The following is a 23,696-nucleotide window of genomic DNA, read 5'->3' on the forward strand; positions in this document are numbered from 1 at the left end:
CTTGGCGGCGGACCCGGAGACTGTCAGGGTCCAGTCGGTGTTGACATGCACAGTCTGCGCAGCGCCAGTGTAGTTGACAGTGTTACCTGAAGCAGTTGCAGTAAGAGTGGTAATAATTGAAGTTCCGCCCAGGTTGAGAATACCGGTTGCACCTTGTGTCAGCGCTCCAGCACCCGCAAGCGCTGTGCCGACGGTCAAGGTGCCGTTGTTCGTGTACGTGCCACTGGCTGTGACGCTCGGTATGGAAATAGCGTTCGTTCCGCTGATGGTTTGTGTCGTTCCTGAAAAAGTATGCACACCCGTGCTGGCGGTGTACGTTCCGTTGTTCGTGAGACTTCCGGCAACACCCACGACTGCAGCGCCAGACTCCGTCAACGTACCGCCAGAGTTGATGACGACATCCGAACCAAATGCGAGCGTGGCGGCAAAACTGTTTTCTGTCAAAGTGCCGCCGCTACTGATCGTGACTGCCCCAGTGAAGGTCTTTGTTCCAGTGGCAGATGACAATGTGAGTGTGCCGGCAACCGTTGTAGCTCCTGAAACTGTAAGAGTAAATCCTCCCACGGTCAGTGTGGCACCCGAAAGGATACCGAGATTATTACATACTGCGTTTGCCCCAATCGTTGGTTGATTAGCTGTTGAGGGAATTGAAACATTTGTCGAAGCATCAGGAACTGAGCCGGAACTCCAGTTGGTAGCGGTGGCCCAAACGGTGTTGGTCGCTCCGGTCCAGGTAGCCGAAATTGAGGATGAGCCGACAGTCAGTTGACCAGAATTAGGCGCAAAATAAGTTGTGTTAATGTTTGTAGCACCCGAACCTGTTCCTCCCCACGTGCCAGCAACCTGACCGGTGCCTCCGAGGGTCAAGGCAGAAGAGGTTTGACTGTTAGGATTAGGGCCCAGATCAGCAATAGCTGTTCCAGTGATTGACAGATTATTGCTTATCGTCGTTGATGCAGCAAATGTCTTTGTACCACTTCCTGAAAGGATGAGATCATAATAGGTATAGGTTTCAATGGCCTGACTTCCGTTGTAATAGTCAACTGTGAATCCACTCGGGATTGTCGGGGCAAATGAGTAGTTGCCTCCCCAGGTTGTGGCCCCGACTTTCAGTGTCCCCGCGGTCAGGGTTGAAGAAGTGGTAGCTGTAAGCAAAAAGGAACCGGGATCGAGGGTACCAGCGGTCATGGTGAAGGCGGTGGCAGTGACGGCGCCGCCGAGCGTTGCTGTGCCGGTGGCCTTGTTGATGGTGAGATTACTATACGTGACGCCTTTGACGGTTTGCGCACCAGTTCCGTTGAAGTTAACCGTGTTCCCTCCCGCGTTCGCTGTGAGGGTTGTAATCGCCGAACTACCTCCGAGGTTCAATGTGCCGGTCCCGGCATTCGTCAGTCCGCCTGTGCCCGTCAATGCGGTCCCTACCGTAAGCGTGCCGTTGTTCGTCAACGTAATCGTCGTGACGGTAATACTCGGGATCGAGAATGTCCCGTTCAGTGCCTGAGCATTCGTGGTAAATGTGTACGCACCCGTGCCGGCAGTGAAGGTGCCGGTAGCATCGTTTGTCAGTCCCCCCTGTAACTCGATTGGTGAATTCCCGGAGTTGTTCCATGTGCCGCCTGCAGAGACACTTACAAGTCCGACAAATTGTTTAGCACCTGCAGCAGAGGATATCGTCAGCATGCCGCTTGCCCCTGCACCGACTGTTGTCGTTCCTGTCACCGTCAGGGCAAAGCCTGCCGCTGTGAACGTGGTTCCATTGCCAACTGAAAGGTTGCCTGAAACCATCAATGCAGCGACTGTCGTTGTTGTCGCTGTCCCGCTTAATGTCAGGTTCCCGCCGATTGTCGCGGTGCCCGCCTGCAGTGTCTTCGCCCCGCTGCCGCTCAAGGCGAGGTGATGGTAATCGTTGTTATGGACGATCTGGGCCGCACCTGTGTAATTGACCGTGTTCCCGACCGCGCCCGCGACCAGCGCCGTGATAGCGGAAGTCCCACCGACGTTCAGAGTCCCCGTCGCATCGTTGGTTATTTGGCCTGCTCCCGAAAGTGCAGTTGCACATGTCAGTGTTCCACTATTAGTATAGTCACCTGTGAATGCCGCTGATGGAATCACTATGGCAGTTGACCCACTTAACGTCTTCGCACCACCGCTGAAGGTATGCACACCCGTGCTGGCGGTGAACGTAGTGCCGTTGTTCGTGAAATTGCCTGCGATACTAAAAGCCGCAATACCGGTTTCATTCCAGACACCACCGGCATTCATCGTAACATCGCCTGTGAACCTTTGCACCTGTACCCGCCAGTGTGAATGTCCCGGTAATTGATGTGGTTCCCGTGACACCCAATGTGAAGGTCGCGCCAGTTGCGAACGTCGTTCCACTGCCGATATTGAGATTGCCACTGACAGTTAAATTGGCTCCGGTGGTTGCCGTAGCAGATCCGATTAGAGCTAGATTTCCAGCAATCGTTGTGATTGCGCCGAAGGTTTCTGCACCGCCAGTCAAGGAGAGGTGATGATAAGGAGTCACCTTCAACGTTTGGCCGGTCCCGGTATAGTTGACGGTATTGCCGACCGCATTCGCTGTCAGCGCTGTGATGGCGGACGTCCCACCGATGTTCAGTGTACCTGTTCCGGCATTCGTCAGTGCGCCAGTGCCTGCCAACGCAGTCCCTACCGTGAGTGCCCCGTTGTTCGTCAGTGTGATCGCCGTGACAGTAACATTCGGGATCGAGAACGTGCCATTCAATGCCTGGGCGTTGGTGGCAAACGTATACACACCCGTACCGGCGCTGAACGACCCGTTGTTCGTGATACCACCTCCGAGCGTGACGGGCGAATTCGCCGCTGTGTTGGTCCACGCGCCGGGGGCATTGATCGTCACCAGCCCTGTGAAGGTCTTCGTCCCTGTGACTGAATTTATGGCAATCGTCCCGGTTACACCGGTCGCCCCGCTGACAGTCAACCCGGTTGTGAATGCATTCAGCGTCAAGGTGCCGGACGTCACTGTAAGTGTGCCCACAGTTGTCGTCCCAGTGCCGGTCATGGTAGCACCATTCGCGGCATCATCCAGTATCAGGGTGCCGAAAGTGCTTGTGCCTCCCGATACGGCATGCGCACCACCACCACCCGCCAACGTGATGTTACCCGCTCCTGAGTGCGTGCCGCTATTTGTAACATTACCATTTACCGTAATTGTATTTCCGCCATCGGCAAAAACACCTGCATTGATGGTAAGATTGCCGGCAACGGTAAATGCAGAAGCCGCTGTTTTTGTGCTGGCACCTGATAAGGTAAGATGGCCATACCCTGCGCTGCTTCCCGCAGCCACCGTCATGGCACTTGTAGAATTGTAAACGACGGTGGACGTGGCAGGCAACGTGATATTGGCAGCAGGATAAAGAGTCGGGAACGTTTCTGTATTCGCAGCTCCTGCACCTATCTGAAGCGTCGCTCCTCCGGCGACATTCAGGGTTCCCGTTCCGTTACCCGTGATCTGGAATCCGCCATCGGCGAAAGTGCCCGCATTAATGGTAAGATTACCGGCAACGGTAATCGCGGCAGCCGCTGTTTTTGTGCTCGCGCCTGATAACGTGAGATTCCCATAAGTTGAAGGACCCGCACCTGCAACGCTTCCCGCCACCGTCATGGCACTGGTAGAATTATAGATAACCGTGGAGGCAGCAGCTAACGTGGTATTGGCAGTAATAAAGAGTGTTGGGAACGTTTCTGCATTCGCAACTCCTGCACCAATCTGAAGCGTTGCTCCAGCGGCGACAGTCAGGGTTCCTGTTCCATTCCCTGTGATCTGGAATCCGCCATCCGCAAGCGTCCCGTTCAGAACAGACAAGTTGTTGCTGATCGTTGTTGCGGCCCCAAGCGTCCCTGCTTGTCCCAACTTGTCTATGGTGAGGTTGGAATAGGTAGTTCCCTTTATCGTTTGTGCTCCCGTTGTGCTGTTGTAGTACACCGCGTTTCCGGCCGCGGTTGCTGTGAGCGTGGTGATCGCAGGCACGGGAGCGGCGCTGATATTCAGGGTGCTCGTTGCAGTAGCGTTGGTAAGACTCGTGATCGTGCCGGAGCTGGCGAGGTTGATGATGCCGCTGGCGTTGTTCGTGATGCCAGTTAACGCACCCGACCCGTTGAGATTGAGCGTGCCAGTGTTGGTGAAGTTGGCGAGCACGGTGGAAATCGCTCCAGCGCCCGTGATGGTCGCTGTTCCTGAATTAGTCAGCGTGGTAATTGAGGAAGTCCCGCCAATGTTCAGTATGCCAGTTCCGGCATTCGTCAGTCCGCCCGTGCCGGCACTGAACGTCCCATTGTTCGTGATACCACCTGCGAACGTGACAGGCGAATTTGCCGCTGTGTTCGTCCACGCGCCGAGCGGATTGATTGTCACCAGCCCTGTGAAGGTTTTCGTGCCCGTGATTGAATTGATATTGATCGTCCCGGTTACACCGGTGGCCCCGCTGACAGTCAACCCGGTAGTGAATGCATTCAACGTCAAGATGCCGGACGTTACTGTAAGTGTGCCCACCGTTGTTGTCCCGGTGCCGGTCATGGTAGCACCATTCGCGGCATCATCCAGTATCAGGGTACCAAAAGTGCTCGTTCCTCCCGATACGGCATGCGCACTGCCGCCGCCTGTCAAGGTGATGTTACCCGCTCCTGAGTGTGTGCCGTTGTTTGTAACATTACCATTGACCGTAATCGTATTTCCGCCGTCGGCCAAGATCTCACCGGCGGTTGCTATGGTAAGATTGCCAGCGACCGTAATCGCACTTGTCAGAGTCTTTGTTCCTGTGGCTCCCGTTATTGTTAAATGACCATAGGTCGAAGGACCTGCACCTGCCACGCTGCCTGCCACGTTCTGTGGATTGGTGATCGTACTGTAATTTACGGTTGAGGTCGCATTTAACGTAATGTGGGCTGTAGTAAAGAGTGTAGGGAACGAGGTTATGGTTGCAGTCCCTGCACCGATCTGAAGGGTTGCTCCCGCTGCGACACTCAAAGTTCCTGCCACGTTGCCTGTGATCTGGAATCCACCGTCGGCAAGCGTGCCGTTCAGCAGAGACAAGTCGCCACTGATTGTTGTTGCAGCCCCAAGCGTCCCTATTTGTCCCAACTTGTCTATTGTGAGGTTGGAATAGGTAGTTCCCTTTATTGTCTGTGCCCCTGTCGTGCTATTGTATTTTACGGTATTGCCGGCAGCAGTTGCCGTGAGCGTGGTGATCGCAGGCACGGGAGAGGCGCTGATGTTGAGCGCACTCGTCGCAGTTGCGTTGATAAAACTGGTAATTGTACCAGAGCTGGCAAGGTTTACTATTCCGCTGGCGTTGTTCGTAATGCCGGCAATGGTGCCTGACCCGTTGAGATTCAGCGTGCCGGTGTTGGTGAAGTTGGCGGGCACGGTGGAAATCGCTCCAGCGCCGGTGATGGTCGCTGTTCCTGAATTAGTCAGCGTGGTAATTGAGGAAGTCCCGCCAATGTTCAGTGTACCGGCGTTTGTCAAGCTGCCGCCTCCAGCAAGAGCAGTGCCGACAGTCAATGTCCCGTTGTTCGTGTACGTGCCGCTGACTGTGATGCTCGGTATGGAAACAGCTGTCGTCCCACTGATGGTCTTCGTTGCTCCCGATAACGTGTGCACACCTGTGCTGGCGGTGTATGTTCCGTTGTTCGTGAGACTCCCGGCAATGCCAACGACTGCAGCACCGGACTCCGTCAATGTGCCACCGGCGTTGACTGTAACATCCGAACCAAACGATAGCGTCGCGGCCGCAGTCTCTGTGAGGGCGCCGCCGCTATTGATCGTCACCGCACCTGTGAATGTCTTGGTCCCCGTCGCTGAAGATATTGCCAGCGATCCGCTTGTTCCTGCGCCAACTGTCGTCGTCCCAGACACAGTCAGTGCAAATCCAGCCGCAGTGAACGTGGTGCCGTCTCCAACATTGAGATTGCCGCTGACGGTGAGATTGGCCCCGGTGGTCGCTGTAGCAGAACCGCTCAAACTCAGGTTCCCGCCAATCGTTGTGATTGCGCCGAAGGTTTCTGCACCGCCAGTCAAGGAGAGGTGATGATAAGCGGTCACCTTCAACGTTTGGCCGGTCCCGGAATAGTTGACGGTATTGCCGACCGCAGTTGCTGTCAGCGTTGTGATGGCGGACGTCCCACCGATGTTCAGTGTGCCCGTTGCAGCGTTGGTCAGTGTGCCTGACCCCGACAGTGAAGTCACCACGGTCAGCGTACCACTATTGGTCAGCGTTGCGCCGGAATTGACAGTAATGTTTTTGCTGTCAGCGGTTACACCATTGCCTATGGCCGGTTGATTACCTCCGCTCGGTATTACAACACTTGATGAAGATGTCGGTACTCCTGCAGACCAGTTAGCTCCGGTGCTCCAGTCTGTTGAAGTACCCCCCAGCCATGAATCCAGTTGGCCGGCGACATCCAAAATGCCCGTTGTCGGAGCAAAGTAGACATCATTTTGATTGGCTGCGGTGGAAGAAGTGCTTCCCCAAGTTCCACCAACTTGGCCAGCCCCACCAAGCGTTAGCGCTGTTGCTGTGGAAGTGAATGCGCCCAAATCAGCTACCGCCCCGCTGACTGACAGAGTCCCAAGAATACTGGTTGCAGCCGCAAACGTCTTCGTTCCGCTTCCGGAAAGTGTCAGGTTGGAGAATGAAGCACCATTCAACGACGGTACTGTCTGCCCGCCACTTCCATTGAACGTGATCGTGCTGCCCGTCAGCACAAAGTCACCTGAGGTGAAGGACGCAGAGTTTGTGAGCGTACCGGCAACGCCGACCGCTCCGGCGATCGTGACACTGTTGGTGGTTCTTGCACCGGAAATAGCAAGATTGTAATAATCGGCCGATGCGATCGTCTGCGCACCGGTTCCATTGTAGTTGACCTGATTGCCACTTGCGCTTGCAATGAGCGTCGTGATACCGGAGGTCCCTCCGATACTCAGCGTACCCGTCGCACCGTTGGTCAGCGTGCCTGCTCCCGAAAGTGCAGTTGCACATGTTAATGTTCCACTGTTCGTATAGGTGCCCGTGAATGTCGCTGATGGAATCACAGTGGCCGTTGTCCCGCTTAACGTCTTCGATGCACCGCTAAAGGTATGCACACCGGTGCTGGTAGTGAAGGTCGTTGCATTGTTTGTGAAGCTACCGGCAAACGATGGAGTCACAGCCGCTTGTTCATTCCACACGCCATTCAGCAGCACATCACCAGTGAACGTCTTCCCGGGGTTGGTGGCCGAGGTGAAGATCAGTGATCCGCCCGCATCAACAGTGGTCGTTGATCCAACAGAGAGAGTGAATGCGCCAGTACTCAAACTCGTGCCTGACTGAACAAGCAAAGCACCCGTCACTGCCAGGTTGGCTCCGGTAGTCGCCGCTGCAGTACCGCTTAAAGCCAGGTTTCCACCAATCGTGGTGATTGCTCCAAAGGTTTCTGCTCCGCCGCTCAAAGTGAGATGATGATAAGCCGTCACTTTCAGTGTCTGGCCAGTGCCAGTGTAGTTGACGAGGTTTCCGACGGCGGTTGACGTCATGGTGGTGATACCGGAGGTTCCGCCGAGATTGAGCGTACCGGTCGCAGCATTTGTCAATCCGCCTGTGCCCGAGAGGGCAGTCCCAACTGTGAGGGTCCCATTGTTTGTCACCGTGATCGTCGTGACAGTGACACTCGGAATCGTGAATACCCCGTTCAGCACCTGAGCATTCGTGGTAAACGTGTGTACTCCTGCTCCGGCAGTGAATGTACCGGCGGCGTTCTTTGTTATCCCGCCCCGAAATTCGATTGGCGAATCACCGGAATTGTCCCACGTGCCGCCGGCCGAAACACTGACAAGTCCTGTAAACCGCTTGGCACCCGTGGCAGAGGAAATCGTCAGGTTTCCGCTCGTGCCTGCGCCAACAGTCGATGTTCCCGTCACAGTCAGTGCAAAGCCAGCCGCAGTGAACGTGGTCCCATTCCCGATCGAAAGATTGCCTGTAATCGTCAGACCAACGACCGTTGTTGTTGACACTGTTCCCGTTAGCGTGAGATTGCCGCCGATAGTGGTCGTGCCCGTTTGCAGGGTCTTGATTCCAGAGCCAGACAGGGTCAGGTGACCGGCGTAGTTTTCGCTTGATACCGCCTGAGCTGCGCCGTTATACTCAATGGTACTCGTGGCACCAAAAGTATGTGTGGTATAGTTGCCCGGCATGGTATTTGTTCCGCCGATCCGCAGCGTGGCGAGGTTGGAAACGGTCAGCGTTCCACCGGGTGCAGTGCGATCGGCGATGAATGTCCCAATATCGAATACGCCAGTTGAAACACTGAGATTGCCAACAACCGACACATTGGCCGTAAGCGTGAGGACATCGGTAGCCGCGGTCTTCGAAGCAATCAGATTATTGAACGTAAGAGTGCCGGAGTTGACAATGATCGAAGCATTCCCAGCACCGCTAAAAGTGACCGTCGACGTGTTGGCGTTGAACGTCCCGCCATTGTTCGTCCAGTCACCACCCACATTGACATTCGTTCCCGCCGAGAAAGTACCTGCCGTCAGCGTCACAGATCCCGTCACGTTCAAGGTTGCAGGCGGCGTGAAATCGCCCTGAGTCTCTGTGAGCGCGCCACTGACAGTGATCGTCGTCGTGCTGCCACCGGCACTCAGCAGCGTCGCTGCCGTTTTGTTAATGGTCAGGTTAAAGAATGTCTGCGCCGCCGCCGTTCCGTTGACTGCCTGTGCTCCTGTTCCGTTGAAATTGATTGTGCCCGCTCCTGCAGTGAACGTGCCACCGTTGTTCGTCCAGTTGCCGGCGACGTTGTGCGTGAATGCACCGCTGGTGAAAGTAGTCCCCACCCCGAGGATGACATTGCCACCAATCGTCAGTCCAACAAGGCCGGTAGCCGTGGCTGTCCCTGCAAACGTCAGGTTTCCGCTGATAGTCGTGATTCCTGCGTTCAGGGTCTTCACGCCGCTGCCGGAGAAGGTCAAATGCCAGTAGTCATTGACGTGAACGGTTTGCGCCACTCCGGTGTAGTTCACGGTATTGCCCACAGCGGTTGCCGTTAGTGTTGTGATGGCGGAGGCGGCGCCGATGTTCAGTGTGCCCGTCGCAGCATTCGTCAGCTCACCCAAACCGCTTAGGGCAGTGGTAGCCGTGACGGTGCCGTTGTTGGTCAAGGTGCCATCAACCGTAAGCAAGGTTGCGACCGTCAAAGTGTTCGAGTTCGCAATCGTTCCGGAGATGCTGACGCTTGGGATGGCGCTGGCGGTGGTGCCGCTGATGACTTTGGATGCACCGCTGAAGGTATGCACGCCCGTGCTGGCGGTGAAGGTCGTTGCATTGTTCGTGAAGTTTCCGGCAATACCAAAAGCCGCAACGCCAGTTTCATTCCAAACGCCACCAGGATTAATAGTGACATCGCCTGTGAACGTCTTTGCACCAGTACCTGCAAGTGTAAATGTTCCCGTAACTGATGTCGTTCCTGTGACCCCCAATGTGAAGGTTGCGCCGGTAGCGAACGTCGTGCCACTCCCAATGCTGAGATTGCCGCTGATAGACAAGCCGACGACCGTTGTCGCCGATGCGGTTCCGCTCAGCGTCAGGTTGCCGCCGACGGTCGTCATGCCCGCCTGCAACGTCTTCACACCACTACCTGAAAGCGTGAGAATATCATAATTATTGCTATGCACCGTCTGCGCAGCGCCGGTGTAGTTCACGGTATTGCCCACAGCGGCAGCCGACAGTGTCGTGATGGCGGAGGTCCCACCGATATTTAACGTGCCCGTTGCAGCATTCGTCAGTCCACCCACACCACTCAATGCTGTGGTGGCCGTAACGGTGCCGTTGTTGGTCAGGGTGCCACCAACAGTAAGCAAGGTTGCGACCGTCAGAGTGTTCGAGTTCGCAATCGTTCCGGAGACGCTGACGCTTGGGATGATGCTGGCAGTAGTGCCGCTGATAACTTTGGCTGTGCCGCTGAACGTGTGCGCTCCCGTGCTCGCTGTCCACGTCGTAGCGTTGTTGGTGAAATTGCCGGCGAACGTTGGAGTGATAGCCGCTTGTTCATTCCAAACGCCGTTCACCAACACATCACCAGTGAAAGTTTTTCCGGGGTTTGTGGCCGAGGTGAAGATCAGCGATCCGCCTGCATCGACAGTGGTAGTTGATGTGACGGAGAAGGTAAATGCACCGATAGATAAACTCGCGCCAGTGTGTATGGCAACACTGCCTGTAACTGCCAGGTTGGCTCCAGTTGTAGCTGTAGCAGTACCGCTCAAGTCCACGTAACCGCCGATCGTGGTAACTACCATGCCCGTAGTACTGGCCGAACCGCTCATCGTGAAGTTACCGGCCACAGTCGTTATGCCCGTCATGGTCTTTGCCAGGCTTCCGCTTAAGCTAAGATGATGATAGGCGTTATTGTGAACGGTTTGCGCAGCGCCGGTGTAGTTGACCGTGTTGCCCACAGCGGAAGCAGTCAGCGTCGTGATAGCGGACGTCCCACCGATGTTCAGTGTGCCCGTTGCGGCGTTGGTCAGTGTGCCTGTCCCCGACAGTGCAGCCACCACAGTCAGCGTGCCATTATTTGTCAGCGTTGCGCCGGAATTAACAGTGATGTTTTTGCTGTCAGCAGTTACACCATTACCTATGGCCGGTTGATTACCTCCGCTCGGTATCACGACACTTGATGAAGATGTCGGTACTCCTACAGACCAGTTAGATGCGGAACTCCAATCTGTTGAAGTACCCCCCAACCACGTATCGAGTTCGCCGGAGACATCCACAATGCCGGTTGTTGCCGCAAAGTAGACATCATTTGGATTGGCTGCGCTGGAAGAAGTGCTTCCCCAAGTTCCACCAACTTGGCCAGCCCCACCAAGCGTTAGCGCTGTTGCTGTGGAAGTGAAGGTGCCCAGATCTGCTACCACCCCCGCACTGATTGACAGAGTCCCAAGAATACTCGTTGCAGCCGCAAAGGTCTTCGTTCCGCTTCCGGAAAGTGTCAGGTTGGAGAATGAAGAACCATTCAACGACGGCACTGTCTGCCCACCACTTCCATTGAACGTGATGGTGCTGCCCGTCAGCACATAGTTGCCCGAGGTGAAGCTTGCGGAGTTTGTGAGCGTACCGGCAACGCCGAGCGCTCCCGCGATCGTGACGCTGTTGGTAGTCCGCGCACCGGCGATACCAAGGTTGGAATAATCGGTCGGCTTGATCGTCTGCGAACCGGTTCCATTGTAGTTGACCTGATTGCCACTTGCGTTTGCAGTGAGCGTCGTGATACCGGAGGTCCCTCCGATATTCAGTGTACCCGTCGCACCGTTGGTCAGTGTGCCTGCTCCCGAAAGTGCAGTGCCAACCGTCAATGTCCCATTGTTTGTGTACGTGCCGCTAACGGTGACGCTCGGTATAGACACAGCAGTCGTCCCACTGATGGTCTTCGTTGCTCCCGAAAATGTATGCACACCAGTGCTGGCGGTATACGTTCCATTATTCGCGAGACTTCCGGCGATACTGACAACTGCAGCCCCAAATTCCGCTAACGTGCCGTTGATAGAAACATCCGAGCCAAATGATAGCGTGGCAGCCGCAGTCTCTGTTATATCACCACCACTACTGATCGTCACAGCACCTGTGAAGGTCTTTGTGCCTGTAGCATTAGTTATGCTCAGTGTGCCACTTGTTCCAGTGCCGATCGTGGTTGCTCCTGTGACAGTCCATGCAAAGGCCCCGGCAATGCTCAACGTCGTACCATCACCAACCGTGAGATTACCTCCCACGATCCTCGCTGCTAACTCGGTCCATGCCTTTGTTCCCGATCCTGAGGTTATGAGATTCCGATAGGCAACATCCCGCACCGTTTGCGCCCCTGCATAGCTGTAGTTTACAGTCGAACCCGTCCCACTAAATGTGAAAGTCGGAACACCAGCATTCCCCGAAGTTGTAATGGGAGTAGCACCTGCAAGAACAAGTGTTCCAGTTCCAGCGCCAGTGTTGAGACTATACAGAGTGGTGCTGCCTGCATTAGCCGCAGTGACCGATGCAAGAGAGCCGTTGATCGTTATGGCTCCGGAACCATGATTGAACGTCGGATTGTTGGCGAGCGCAGCGGGTCTCAGCGACGTCAGTGTGAGGTTTCCCGAAACGGTCAGCGACGTGACGCTTGATGAGACCGTTATGGTGCCAGCACCTGTTGGAGTCGTCGTGCCCCCAACGTCCAGAGTGGCTGCGGTGATTGACCCAGCCCCGCTTAGCGTGCCTGTGGCAGCACCTGTCGCGAGATTTGGGAATGAAATGGAAGCCGTCACTGTCAAGAGGAAACCAGAATTGACAGCGAGCGTTGATCCATTTCCGACGGTCATCGAGTTGCACGTCCGGTCGCCATCGACGGTAAGTGTAAATCCTGCCCCTATGATGATGTCGTCCGTGGTAGCTGGAATAACCCCACCTGGCCATGGAGCATTTGGAGTTGTAGAGCTCCATGCGCCAGTGCCGCCCGTGGTCACAGTACCCGCATGAGCCGAAGAGCTCCCGACAAGCGTGAGGAACGTCAGCAGCGTGAACAACCGCACAAACCAATGCGCCGATACCTGCAGGCACCTCTTAAGTAGCGATATGTGTTTGTCCTGACTCACGAGCGTGAGCTAACCCTTGGATCGATATGTGATATCGTATTGAGCATTTCCCTTTTGGTACTCAGACTGCATTCACCGCTATTGTGCCGGCGACGTTGAAGTTAGTTTTCGCAGCAACAGCCACCGACGCATTACGTTGGTCTGTAGAGATTCTCCGAAGTAATTGGGTTCGGTTTTCACACGTTGCTCTGACAACAACTTCACTGTTAAGGGATTGACAATCAATCGCTTGCACACCGTAGTTTAGAGAATACGTTGATAAACGTGTGTGATTACGGTCTCACCCTTAGATAAAATGAGACACTTGAATGAAGTCAAAGTGCGGAAAATGGGGTGAATTCGACAACTTCAGCCCGACGCTATTCTCACAGTTGAGAATGGCTGCTGGATTTGAAATTAGGCGCGCTGATTCTCGTTTCAGAGTCGATCGAGAAGCATATGCTGCAGCGTTTCAAGAGAAGAACCGGGAAGATTGCCTCGGAGGTCAAAGTCAATTAGCAGAAGAGCCCACTTCATCTTCGATCGCGTCCTTACTAAGCAACGAAGCGAAAACGAACTGATTCATCATCAATGGGTAAGAGATCAACAGTAGTTCATCGGGCCTATCCCGGTAAGGTTCTCCACGATTCAAAACGCCCCCAGACTTGCGCTCAAGACCTCCTATTAGTCACCGGAGTTCTGTCGAAAATCATAGTCAACGTCGCGAAGTCATTGAAGGGCACTTCTGCCGGGATGGCATCCAAAAGTGATTTTTCACTTTGGTGGCATTCGTCCATCGCGAGCCGGATCCTCTGTTAGGATTGTGCGTGTCGATTCAGAATCACTTCCTCCCAATCGCGAATTCACTGGGCTTCACTGGAACCGCTTGATTTTGTGCGCTGACAACCTATTTTCTCTGATTTCTTCGTGTCCTTCAGGCATTTCTTGAATCCGATTCGATTTTTGAGTACTATTGATCTGTTTGTTATTTATTGTGCTCAAAATCTTCAGGATTGCGTGTAGTGAACCAACAGACCGAACTCAATGTCACGTCTGAAACCGACGAAACGATCCAGACTCCTGCCAAGGTGATCCTCTTCAACGACGAGGTGCACACTTTTGAGGAAGTCATCGGTCAACTTATCAAGGCACTCGGTTGTGGTTCCACAAAGGCTGAAGCACTTACGCTCGAAGTTCACAACAGCGGCAAGGCGGCAGTGTTCCAGGGTCCGATGGACCGATGCGTGAAGGTTTCAGGAGTCCTTGAAGAAATCGGACTTCATACCCAGATTGAAATGTGAGAATTGACACCTAAAAGAGACGGCATGACTTCCACCGAAATCAGACACAGCTTTCTAAGCTTCTTTGCAGAGCGCGGGCACGCGATTGTGCCAAGCTCTCCGGTAGTTCCCTACGACGATCCCACCCTGCTCTTCGCCAACGCGGGCATGAATCAATTCAAGGACGTGTTTTTGGGTCAGGGTAAGCGTTCCTACTCCAGAGCAGCAGACACGCAGAAGTGCATTCGCGTAAGCGGCAAGCACAACGACCTCGAAGAAGTCGGCAGGGATACCTATCACCATACTTTTTTCGAGATGCTTGGGAACTGGTCCTTCGGTGACTACTACAAGAAGGAAGCAATTCAGTGGGCCTGGGACTTACTCACAGGGGTCTGGGGACTTCCCAAGGACCGGCTGTGGGCCACAGTGTACAAGGATGACGGGGAAGCCGAGCAGTTGTGGAAAACCGTCACTGACATCGATCACTCGCACATCCTCCGGTTCGCTGAGAAGGACAATTTCTGGGAAATGGGTGAGACCGGTCCCTGCGGCCCTTGTTCCGAAATCCACATTGACAGGACACCACAGGGGAATGCCACCGCTCCGATGGTGAACGCCGGATTACCCGAGGTGATGGAAATCTGGAACCTGGTGTTCATCCAGTACAACAGGGATGCCCGGGGAGTCCTCAACCCCCTCCCCGCGAAGCACGTCGACACGGGGATGGGATTCGAGAGAATGTGTGCGGTTCTGCAGAACAAGGATTCGAATTACGACACTGATGTATTCATGCCTCTAATCACGCGCATCAGCGAGATCACACACCAACGATACGACGGACGGCTGAGCGGTGTCGACCAGAAGCAGTTCGATATCGACACGGCGATGCGGGTGCTCGCTGACCACATCCGGGCGCTGACATTCGCCATCGCCGACGGAGCAACCCCGTCCAACGAGGGTCGCGGATATGTTCTCCGCCGTTTGCTCCGCCGTGCTGCACGGTTCGGCCGGAATCTTGGGATGCACGAGACCTTTTTGTATCAGCTGGTCCCCACCCTGGCCGAGACGATGGCCGATATCTTCCCCGAGCTCGGAGACAAGCAGAGCCACATCCAGAAAATCATCCGGGGCGAGGAAGAAGGTTTCAATGCAACCCTCGACCGCGGCCTCGAGATTTTCGAGCAGGTCGTTCAACACATCGGCCACTCCAGAGGATTCCCCGGCGAAGACGCCTTCAAGCTGTATGACACATTTGGTTTTCCGCTGGACCTCACGGAATTGCTTGCCGCCGAACGGGGATTGAAAGTCGATGTCGGTGCATTCACTCAATTGATGGAAGAGCAGCGGAAGCGCTCGCGCTCCACCGAGGCACAGGTCGAACCGGAATCCGCGGCCAAAGTCGGGCAAGCGACGAGCAACGCCGATGCTGAGTTGGCGCGCGGGAAAGCTCTGGCGCGCGCTCTCGACACATCCGCCTTTGAAGGAGAGTTCATATTCACCGGATATGACGATGTCGACGCCCAAAGCACCGTCCTCTCATCGCAGAAGAACATTCTCGTTCTCAACCGCACTCCCTTCTACGGAGAGGCCGGAGGACAGATGGGGGACCAGGGCGAGCTTACCATTGATGATGTCAGAGTAAAAGTACTCGATACGCAGAAAAGCGGAAGCGTGAATGTTCATATTCTCGAGTCTCCGCTCACACTCGCGGCAGGGCGTATCGTAAACGTGAGAATCGATACCGACCGCCGCAATGAGATCATGCGTAATCATTCCGCTACGCACCTTGTCCATGCCGCTCTCCGGAAAATCCTGGGAACACATGTCCACCAGGCGGGCTCGCTCGTCGCACCAGAATACCTCCGGTTCGATTTCTCGCATTTTTCAAAAGTAAGCGACCAGGAGCTCGCGGACGTCGAGGCTCTGGTAAATGAGAAGATCCGGGAGAACGTCACGCTGACTCACCATCGAAGCATCCCGTTTGACGAGGCAAAGAAAATGGGGGCGTTGATGTTTTTCGGCGATAAGTACGGCGACCGGGTCAACGTTGTCGAATTCGGAGATTTCAGCAGAGAGTTCTGCGGCGGAACGCACGTCCATGCTGCGAAAGACATCGGATATTTCAAGTTCACATCCGAAGGAAGCGTGGCAAGCGGCGTCCGGCGCATCGAAGCAGTGACCGGTTCTCATGCTATCGAACTGATGAAACTCCAGGATCGAAGCGCCTCCGACCGACTGGACTATGCTGCTGGCCAGGTGCAGGAGCTTCGGGACCTCGGCGGGCAACCTGCTGGAGAATCACAACACGGCCATGCGGAAGTCGACAAAACAATTTCCGGTTTCGAAACGTCCATCGCATCGTTTAGGACAAATCCCCAGACGCCGCAGAACTTCACGGTCGATCTTCGTTCTCAGTTCGAGAATCGTGCACGGCGTCAGCATTCGGTAGAGTCACTTATTCTCGATATTGCTGAAAAACGGAAACTGATCGAGAAGGGACTCTCAAAGTCCCGCCTGCAATCTCAATCGAAGGGGATTGCTGGCTTGGTTTCCGGAGCTCAGGTGATCGAGGGGATCAAGCTCGTGGCCGCAAGGGTCGACGCCGGCTCGCTCGATGAGCTCAAATCCCTCGGCGACGCCCTCCGATCGATGCTTGGCCAGGGGGTAGGGCTCCTCGCCTCTGTTATCGACAACAAGGTTTCTCTTGTCTGTGTCGTCACCGACGACCTCGTCGGGGCCAAAAAGCTCGAAGCAGGCAAGATTGTTGGCGCTGTTGCCAAACTCCTAGGCGGGGGCGGCGGCGGAAAAGCCCACCTGGCCACCGCCGGCGGTAAGGATGCCTCGAAGCTCCCCGAAGCGCTTGCTGCGACGGGATCGATAGTCCAAGGGATGCTGGTCAAATCGTGAGTGAGAGAGCAATGACAACATACGAGCGATTGTTGAAAATCCGGAAGGAACGCGGCGCGGGCTACTTCATCCTCCTCGACCCGGACAAGATCGACCGGGCGATGCTCCCCTCTTTCATCAAGAATTCCACCGAGGCAGGTGTCGACGGGTTTCTCGTCGGCGGCAGCCTGATGCTCTCGAATGATTTTGAAGACCATCTGAAGACGATCAAACAGAACACCTCTGCCCCCGTGATCATCTTCCCCGGCAGCATCATGCAGGTTTCTTCGATTGCAGATGCGATTCTTTTTCTTGTTCTGATCAGCGGCCGGAACCCCGACTACCTGATCGGCAACCAGGTTCTCGCAGCTCCGATTGTCCGGAAGAGCGGACTCGAGGCACTCTCGACAGGCTACATGCTCATCGAAGCAGGCAATACGACTTCTGCGGAGTTCATGAGCAACACGAAACCCATTCCGCGTGACAAGTCCGACATCGCACTCGCACACGCTCTCGCAGCGGAAATCATGGGGATGAAGCTGCTTTACCTCGATGCGGGAAGCGGAGCGCGTGATTCCGTCTCTGAAGACATGCTTGGTACAATCGCGCGCCGGTGTGCGTTGCCGATTATCGTGGGAGGCGGGATTCGAACGCCGGAAGAGGCCCGCAAGAAAGTCGAAGCGGGAGCTTCATTCGTAGTCACCGGCACTGTCACCGAACTCAATAATCATCGTTCCTTCATCAAAGAATTCGCCGAAGCCGTCCACGTTGGATCAGGCCTTCAGCGAACATCATAGATCGGCTGGCAACCAATGGCGCATTTACCGCTCACGCTCGTGTACCGGCAAAAATTCATCCTCGATTCTCTCAGGGAGAGTGCGGAGACGAAGGGACGAATTGCCGAACAGTGCGTCCCTGAGATCATGAAGGCCGTCGATCTCCTTATCGAGGCCTTCAACAAGAAAAAGAAAGTACTTCTGTGCGGTAACGGTGGGAGCGCAATGGACGCCCAGCATCTTGCGACCGAGTTCGTCATTCGCTTGAACCCGAACCTAAAGCGCGCTGCACTCCCGGCTATCGCCCTGACCGCCGATTCCTCGGTCCTGACGGCAGGTGCAAATGATATCGGCTATGACAATGTGTTCGCGCGATCAGTGGAAGCCCTCGGCGATGCCGGTGATATCCTCATCGGGATCAGCACCAGCGGCAACTCCGCGAGCATCAATAATGCATTTCAGAAAGCGCGGGAAAAGGGAATGGTAACAATCGGCATGCTCGGAAAAGACGGCGGAGCATCGAAAGCCCTCGTCGACCTCGCAATTGTCGTTCCATCCCAGGACACACAGAGGATCCAGGAGGGCCATATCACGATCGGCCACATCATTTTCCAGGAAGTCGAGCAGGAGATGTTCGGGTAGAGGATTCGCTATCCCTGCTGAGGCGCAGTGTCACCGACGCGATCAGCTGACTGTGCCAGGCACATCACGCCACGACAACTATAACGCCAGAATGCCGCACCAGCCTCGAAAAGACTTCCTCATTCCCCTGATCACGGTTATCGCCGACGTGCTCTCCATCGAGGCCGCATTCCTCTTCTCGTACTGGCTTCGGTTCCAGTCTCCCTTTACAGAAATCGTCCCGGTCACTCTCGGCGTTCCCACGCTCGGCGCTTACGTCCTTGGTTCCCTTGTTGTGATTCCCGCCTGGCTGTTTCTCTTCAGCTCCCGGCGGATGTATGACGCGAGAAGAAATGTGTATTTCTCTGACGAGTTTTTCGCCATCGTCCGGCTTGTCTTCCTCGGGATGCTGGTTGTCATGAGCGCGGCATTTTTCTATCGGGCGTTTTCATATTCCAGGGCGGTCTTTGCATTGCTCGGATTCTTCGCAGTCTTGTTCATTTCGATCGCCCGATACCTCGTGCTTCGTTTTGAACAATTCTGGTACGCCAGTGGAAACGACCTGAAGATGGTTGTCATCGTCGGTACGAACTCGACGGCTCGAAAGATCTATGACAGCATAACACTCAACCCTGCACTCGGATACCGTGTTGTCGGCTTCTTTTCTGTCAACGGTCTGAATGATATGGAGACGAGCGGAGTTGACTTCCTCGGCCACCTGTCGCAGGTTCCTCATTACTCCCGCACACACGAAATCGATATTGTTCTTGTCTCGCTTACGTACAAGGATCATCCGCAGCTTTATGAACTCGTCCGGGATTGCGAGGGACTGAACGCGGAAATCATGATGGTCCCGGACATGCTGGAGCTGATGACCAGCCGTGTACGGATCAAAGAACTGCACGGGATCCCCTTCATCAGAATCAAGGCTGTCCCGTTGTCCACATGGAACCTCATCGTCAAGAGGACATTCGATGCAGGGGCATCGCTGCTATTCCTGATCCTCGCGAGCCCTTTGATCGGTCTCCTCGCGCTCCTCATCAAACTTGGTTCCAAAGGACCCGTGTTCTATCTCCAGGAGCGGGTCGGCCTTGACGGAACACCATTTCGGTTGATAAAATTCAGAACCATGCATGTCAACGCAGAACAGCAGACGGGGCCTGTCTGGGCGCAAAAGAACGATCCGCGAAAAACCCGAGTTGGATCTTTTCTCAGGAGGTTCAGTCTCGACGAGCTTCCGCAACTCGTCAACGTACTCAAAGGTGATATGAGCATCGTGGGGCCGCGCCCCGAACGTCAGCACTTCGTTGATCAATTCAAGAAAGAAATTCCAAAGTACCTCGATCGGCATCGCGTAAAAACAGGTATTACGGGTTGGGCCCAGGTGAACGGGCTTCGGGGGAACGCCCCTATTGAAGAACGCACCAGATACGACGTGTATTACGTTGAGAATTGGTCGCTGGTGTTCGATCTGAAGATCATCTTGAAAACTGTTCGTGCGGTCCTTTTCGGAACCGACGCGTACTAGCAGCACTCACCACACGCATGCATCCATGGCAGCCGCCTTCATCTTCATACTCCACTTTTTCGCTCTCGCGTTCGCCTTCTTCTCCAGGAAGAAATCGGGCGGCCTCAGTGAAGGCCTTCTCGCCGTCGCATTTGTCGGAATCGTGTTTGCCGTCGGCTGGACGATTGCCACGATGCTCACCAACCTGTTGTTCACGCCCGAGTTCTTCATCAAATGGTACTATCACCAAACCGATTCACTCTTCCTGAGAATTTTGCGGAAGGAAATCAGCCGCGATACGATCTCGCTTCTGATACTCACGTTCGGCGAAATCGGTTTCTATTATCTGTTTCTCAAGGGTGTTCACGAAGAAAAGAACCAGGACAGGCCGGAAGACGAGAAGGGAACGGACGGCTGAGGCGGGCGGATGGAACTACTTCAGTGTGAAGAGGAAGCTAATCTCACACGTTTGGTTAACCTGGGGTTGCGAGGTCTTCAGCGGTTCGAAACGCCAGAACCGTACTTCTTTCAAAGCAGCTTCTTCAAGCCGTGAATCGGCTTTCTGGGCTGGCGTAATCGCCTCGATGGTGCCGTCAGGCATCACCACAGCAAACAGACGAATTTCCGCTTCGACCTTGGATCCCGCCGGGTATTTCGGTAAATCTCCTGCGAGCTTTCGCCGCGTGCCTCCCTGCAGCCATTTCATGGAGTAGCCGATTCCACCCCCAGTCCCATCGCCGTAGAAATCGGTGCCTCCCCTGCCGCCATCGCCATAGATGCCGGGAGCAGGTTTCGGCGCTGATCCGATTCCCGACGATGCCGCGCCGCTCGGGACATCGCCGTCCCGGCCCAGCACAGGGCGTCCACCCCGGACATTGTTCCTGTCGTTTCGATTGTTGCTGCCACCCACCGCATCATTACGATCCCACTGAGAATTCTCTTCGACGGCGGCGAGGCTGTTCGCGTTGATCTTGTCGTTCGGCAGGACTGATGGGAGATCACCAATGCCGATCCCCATGGCTCTTGGCCGCGCGTTTGGTATCCTGGTGGTGAACCCCTTCGAGGGACGGGGGGCAGGGACTGGTTCGTCTCCGCTTTCAGCGTTCCGAGCGAGGACGGGATGGACTTTGAGACCGAATTCCGATTGGCCTATGCTCGGATTCACAGCGAGCTCTTCATAGGTCGTGATGCGTACCTCACGATTTGCTGAATTTGACGGGCTCTCGTAGAAGAACAGCCAATAGATCCCAAGGACGAGAACATGGAAGATCAACGAAACCGTCAGTCCGCGCCGAAGGTTTCTCCGATAACTTTGGACAAGTTCAACGGCGCCGTACCACGATTGAGTCCGCTGAAGGTAAAGATAAAGATCCGACATAGCGCTCCACATCTTCCTGCTTCATAACCACCCAACAAAAGGAACCCCACTCCTCCGACGCGCAACCTCAGGTTGCGCCTTCATGAAGCAGGTAGCCAGTTTCAACAGTAACCCCGATCTACTTTGCCTGCGTTCTGTCGATCCAATAACTGGTCTTCAGTTCCTCAGCAAAGTTCTGCACTGCACTCTGCGCATCCTTCCGGGATGCGTACCGTCCAACGCGGACCGTGAACCATGTCCCATCTTTGTAGGCACGCTCTTCCTGGAACGCCGGATATCCTGCATCTTCAAGACGTTTCACGATCTCATGAGCGATTTCCTTATCACGCCACGCGGAAACCTGGATCGTAAATTCTCCCTTCATTTCCCCGAGCTTGCCGCCGGACGCGGGTGAAGGCATTTCTTTGACCGGCTGGAGGGGTTTTTCCTTCGTTGCCTTCTTCGCACCGGCTTTTTCTCCCTCTTTTTTTGCCGCCGGAGCCCCCTTCTGGTCCACCGGTGGGGTCTCGATCATCGGCGTTTGCCCTGCATCAGCAGGCTGCGTGGCTGCCTCGGTTTGTTCCGCACCAGCCTGCTCCTGAAGCTGCACAACAGCGGGAGCCGCCTTCTTCTTACCAAAGAGATTGATGACGCCGAGTTTGTTAAGAAGAAACGCCCCGCCTCCTCCGACAATCAGAACAGCAAGCACAACCAGAATTATCGTGGTGGCTCCCCCCTTCTTTGCTGTTTCCTCGTCAGTCACTCCGGTTTCTTCGGCATGCCCTGTCGAGTCTTCCAGATTGTCCAACGGTCCTTCATCTTGCAGGTTAAGATCTGGCATTGAAAATCCCTCCTAGGTTTGGGAGTTAGGAAAAAGACACTTGCTCACACTCTGAGTCGCTACCAGCGGAGACCAATTCCCGCCGTCATGACAAACGGTGCTGCCCTGTAACCATTCCATTCATCGTACTTCGAGTCTGTAAGGTTCTGGATGTCGAGGAATATATTCAAGAACCTCAGCGCCGAATACTCTCCGCGAACTCCCAGGACGACATGCTCTTTCAACTTCGATGGCTCGTACAGATCCGGCACCCTAAGACCCACGTAAGCGACTGTAGGATGAATCGTAAGTCCCCTGAGCACTTCCATGAGGAACCCTCCGCCCAATCGTACCTCAGGCAGGTACGGGACCTCCCATTGTGTCTTCGAGTTCTTCGAGGTGTTGAGCTCCAGCGACAAGGTAAAGTAACTATTTGCATCGAACTTCGCAAATACCTCTGCCTGGTATGACGTAATCGCGGTCGTACCAATATAGTCCGTCACCCAAATTCCCCTGTGACCCGGAGCACCCCACAACGGAATCACGGGACCGAGCCCTCCCTCCGTGAACAGTGGATACTCGCGAATCGATTGAAACCGCGCGGAGAACTTCGTTCGCCACACCTCGTTCCAATCAGTTTCAAGAGCGAAACTCAGGTTGAGCGGAATGTCAGACTGTCTGATGATCGAGCTTGCTGACAGGTATGGATTTGTCTCAATCAGATTCGCAAGCGTATTGAATTGGACCTTTCCACGATATGCCGCACTTAGAACTGACCCCTCAACAATTCTGTACCCAACCTCCACATTCGGATAGACCCTGGCAAGTTTCTGACCCAGCATCCCCTGGGTAACATACAAGTGAACAGACCCCTGAACAAAGATGTCTCCGAACCAGTGTTTCGGAGTCAAGAGGGACACATGCAGATATGGCAGCGCGCCGGAACCAGAACCGGCGATGGAGGCGAGGGAAAGATCTATTTTCCCATCGAGCGGGAACGAGCCCACGAGTACATTAGACTCGAACCCCAGGTTGAATTGCGTTTCAGTATTGCTGCCGGATGAATCAGCCACGTTCACCACCAGCAAGCCGGCCTGTGCACCATAGTTGTACAGGAAATCCCGGGGCGACTCGAGACCAGCGTTGAGGCGAAACCGAGCAACACTTCGCGTGACACCAGGCGAGGGGGATCCATAGAAACGATAAACATCATTCGCGTAGCCCAGGTCTCCGATCAACCGTGCGCCACCGGGAAAGTCTGAAGGGCCGCGCAGCGTCATCCCGCCAAAGATGTCGACGTGCCCGCCGGAACGGTTCGCAAACGGGACATATGCTCCCGACACACCGTAGCCTGCGTCACCGAACAGCGAATAACCCGGTTTCACAGTGCTGACCCAGACACCAACGTTCGATGTGAAATATGTTCCGCTGCCGGCGAGTATCCTGCCATTCTGCGACGTGCGGGAGGCCGGAGCCCATGCTTCTTTCTCCGTTGCACAGTCAACAGTAACCCTATCACGCGCTGCATCCAGCGGATTAACCAGATCAAGCGTGAGCAACGGTTCGACTGGATCCTGTTTCTCGACGTCAGGCAGATCAATCGAAACGGCACCGGTAATGACGTATTCCGGCAGGTCGAACTTCGGCAATCCCTGGGTGGCTTTTGCGGCGCTGTCACGAACAGGTGACTTGAACATCGTGTCGGGTGCAGTCACTCCGAGCGCACGGGGATCCTGCTGCGGTTTGCCTGCCGGTGTCGGTTTTTCCTGCGCAGCGGCCCAGAGAACGCACGCAACGAACAGAACGACGATTTTCAGAGATGGTCTGGTCATA

11 protein-coding genes are annotated in these 23,696 nt (G+C 54.9%); 6 read left to right on the forward strand and 5 right to left on the reverse strand.

The genetic code is table 11. The features are described 5' to 3' along the window. The coding region (locus NTU47_08200; protein ID MCX6133778.1) for a hypothetical protein at positions 1-2,289 on the reverse strand (2,289 nt) is incomplete at its 3' end. Further along, positions 2,237-12,637, reverse strand: coding sequence for a hypothetical protein (locus tag NTU47_08205; protein ID MCX6133779.1), 10,401 nt, complete (start codon positions 12,635-12,637; stop codon positions 2,237-2,239). The genes NTU47_08205 and NTU47_08200, both read right to left, overlap by 53 nt. Before the next feature lie 1,001 nt (positions 12,638-13,638). Here NTU47_08205 and NTU47_08210 point away from each other — a divergent pair. From NTU47_08210 to NTU47_08235, 6 genes are read left to right on the forward strand one after another with little or no spacing between them, the layout of a single operon-like run. After that, positions 13,639-13,917, forward strand: coding sequence for an ATP-dependent Clp protease adaptor ClpS (locus NTU47_08210; GenBank protein ID MCX6133780.1), 279 nt, complete (start codon positions 13,639-13,641; stop codon positions 13,915-13,917). Between the two features lie 24 nt (positions 13,918-13,941). Then, positions 13,942-16,803, forward strand: coding sequence for an alanine--tRNA ligase (gene alaS / locus NTU47_08215; protein ID MCX6133781.1), 2,862 nt, complete (start codon positions 13,942-13,944; stop codon positions 16,801-16,803). Between the two features lie 11 nt (positions 16,804-16,814). Further along, positions 16,815-17,579 (forward strand): geranylgeranylglyceryl/heptaprenylglyceryl phosphate synthase, encoded by a 765-nt coding sequence (locus NTU47_08220; protein MCX6133782.1) that lies wholly within the window; start codon positions 16,815-16,817, stop codon positions 17,577-17,579. Between the two features lie 15 nt (positions 17,580-17,594). After that, on the forward strand, positions 17,595-18,200 hold the full coding sequence (locus tag NTU47_08225; GenBank protein ID MCX6133783.1) for a D-sedoheptulose 7-phosphate isomerase: 606 nt from the start codon (positions 17,595-17,597) through the stop codon (positions 18,198-18,200). A 52-nt stretch (positions 18,201-18,252) separates the two neighbouring features. After that, the gene (locus NTU47_08230) at positions 18,253-19,707 is read left to right on the forward strand and encodes an undecaprenyl-phosphate glucose phosphotransferase (protein MCX6133784.1); all 1,455 of its coding nucleotides are present in this window, start codon (positions 18,253-18,255) and stop codon (positions 19,705-19,707) included. A 25-nt stretch (positions 19,708-19,732) separates the two neighbouring features. After that, entirely contained in the window at positions 19,733-20,104 is a 372-nt protein-coding gene (locus NTU47_08235) for a hypothetical protein (protein MCX6133785.1), read from the forward strand. A 15-nt stretch (positions 20,105-20,119) separates the two neighbouring features. On the opposite strand, the gene NTU47_08240 is transcribed toward NTU47_08235, so the two are convergent. The 3 genes from NTU47_08240 to NTU47_08250 form a co-directional block, all read right to left on the reverse strand. Beyond that, a complete protein-coding gene (locus NTU47_08240; GenBank protein MCX6133786.1) occupies positions 20,120-21,064 on the reverse strand; it encodes a hypothetical protein in 945 nt (314 codons plus the stop codon). A gap of 118 nt (positions 21,065-21,182) precedes the next feature. Further along, complete coding sequence (locus NTU47_08245) at positions 21,183-21,884, reverse strand: SPOR domain-containing protein (GenBank protein ID MCX6133787.1); 702 nt, start codon at positions 21,882-21,884, stop codon at positions 21,183-21,185. A gap of 59 nt (positions 21,885-21,943) precedes the next feature. Continuing rightward, complete coding sequence (locus NTU47_08250) at positions 21,944-23,695, reverse strand: hypothetical protein (GenBank protein MCX6133788.1); 1,752 nt, start codon at positions 23,693-23,695, stop codon at positions 21,944-21,946. Between the last annotated feature and the right edge of the window lies 1 nt (position 23,696).

Source organism: Ignavibacteriales bacterium, assembly GCA_026390595.1.
In the GTDB taxonomy this organism is placed as follows: domain Bacteria; phylum Bacteroidota; class Ignavibacteria; order UBA10030; family UBA10030; genus UBA9647.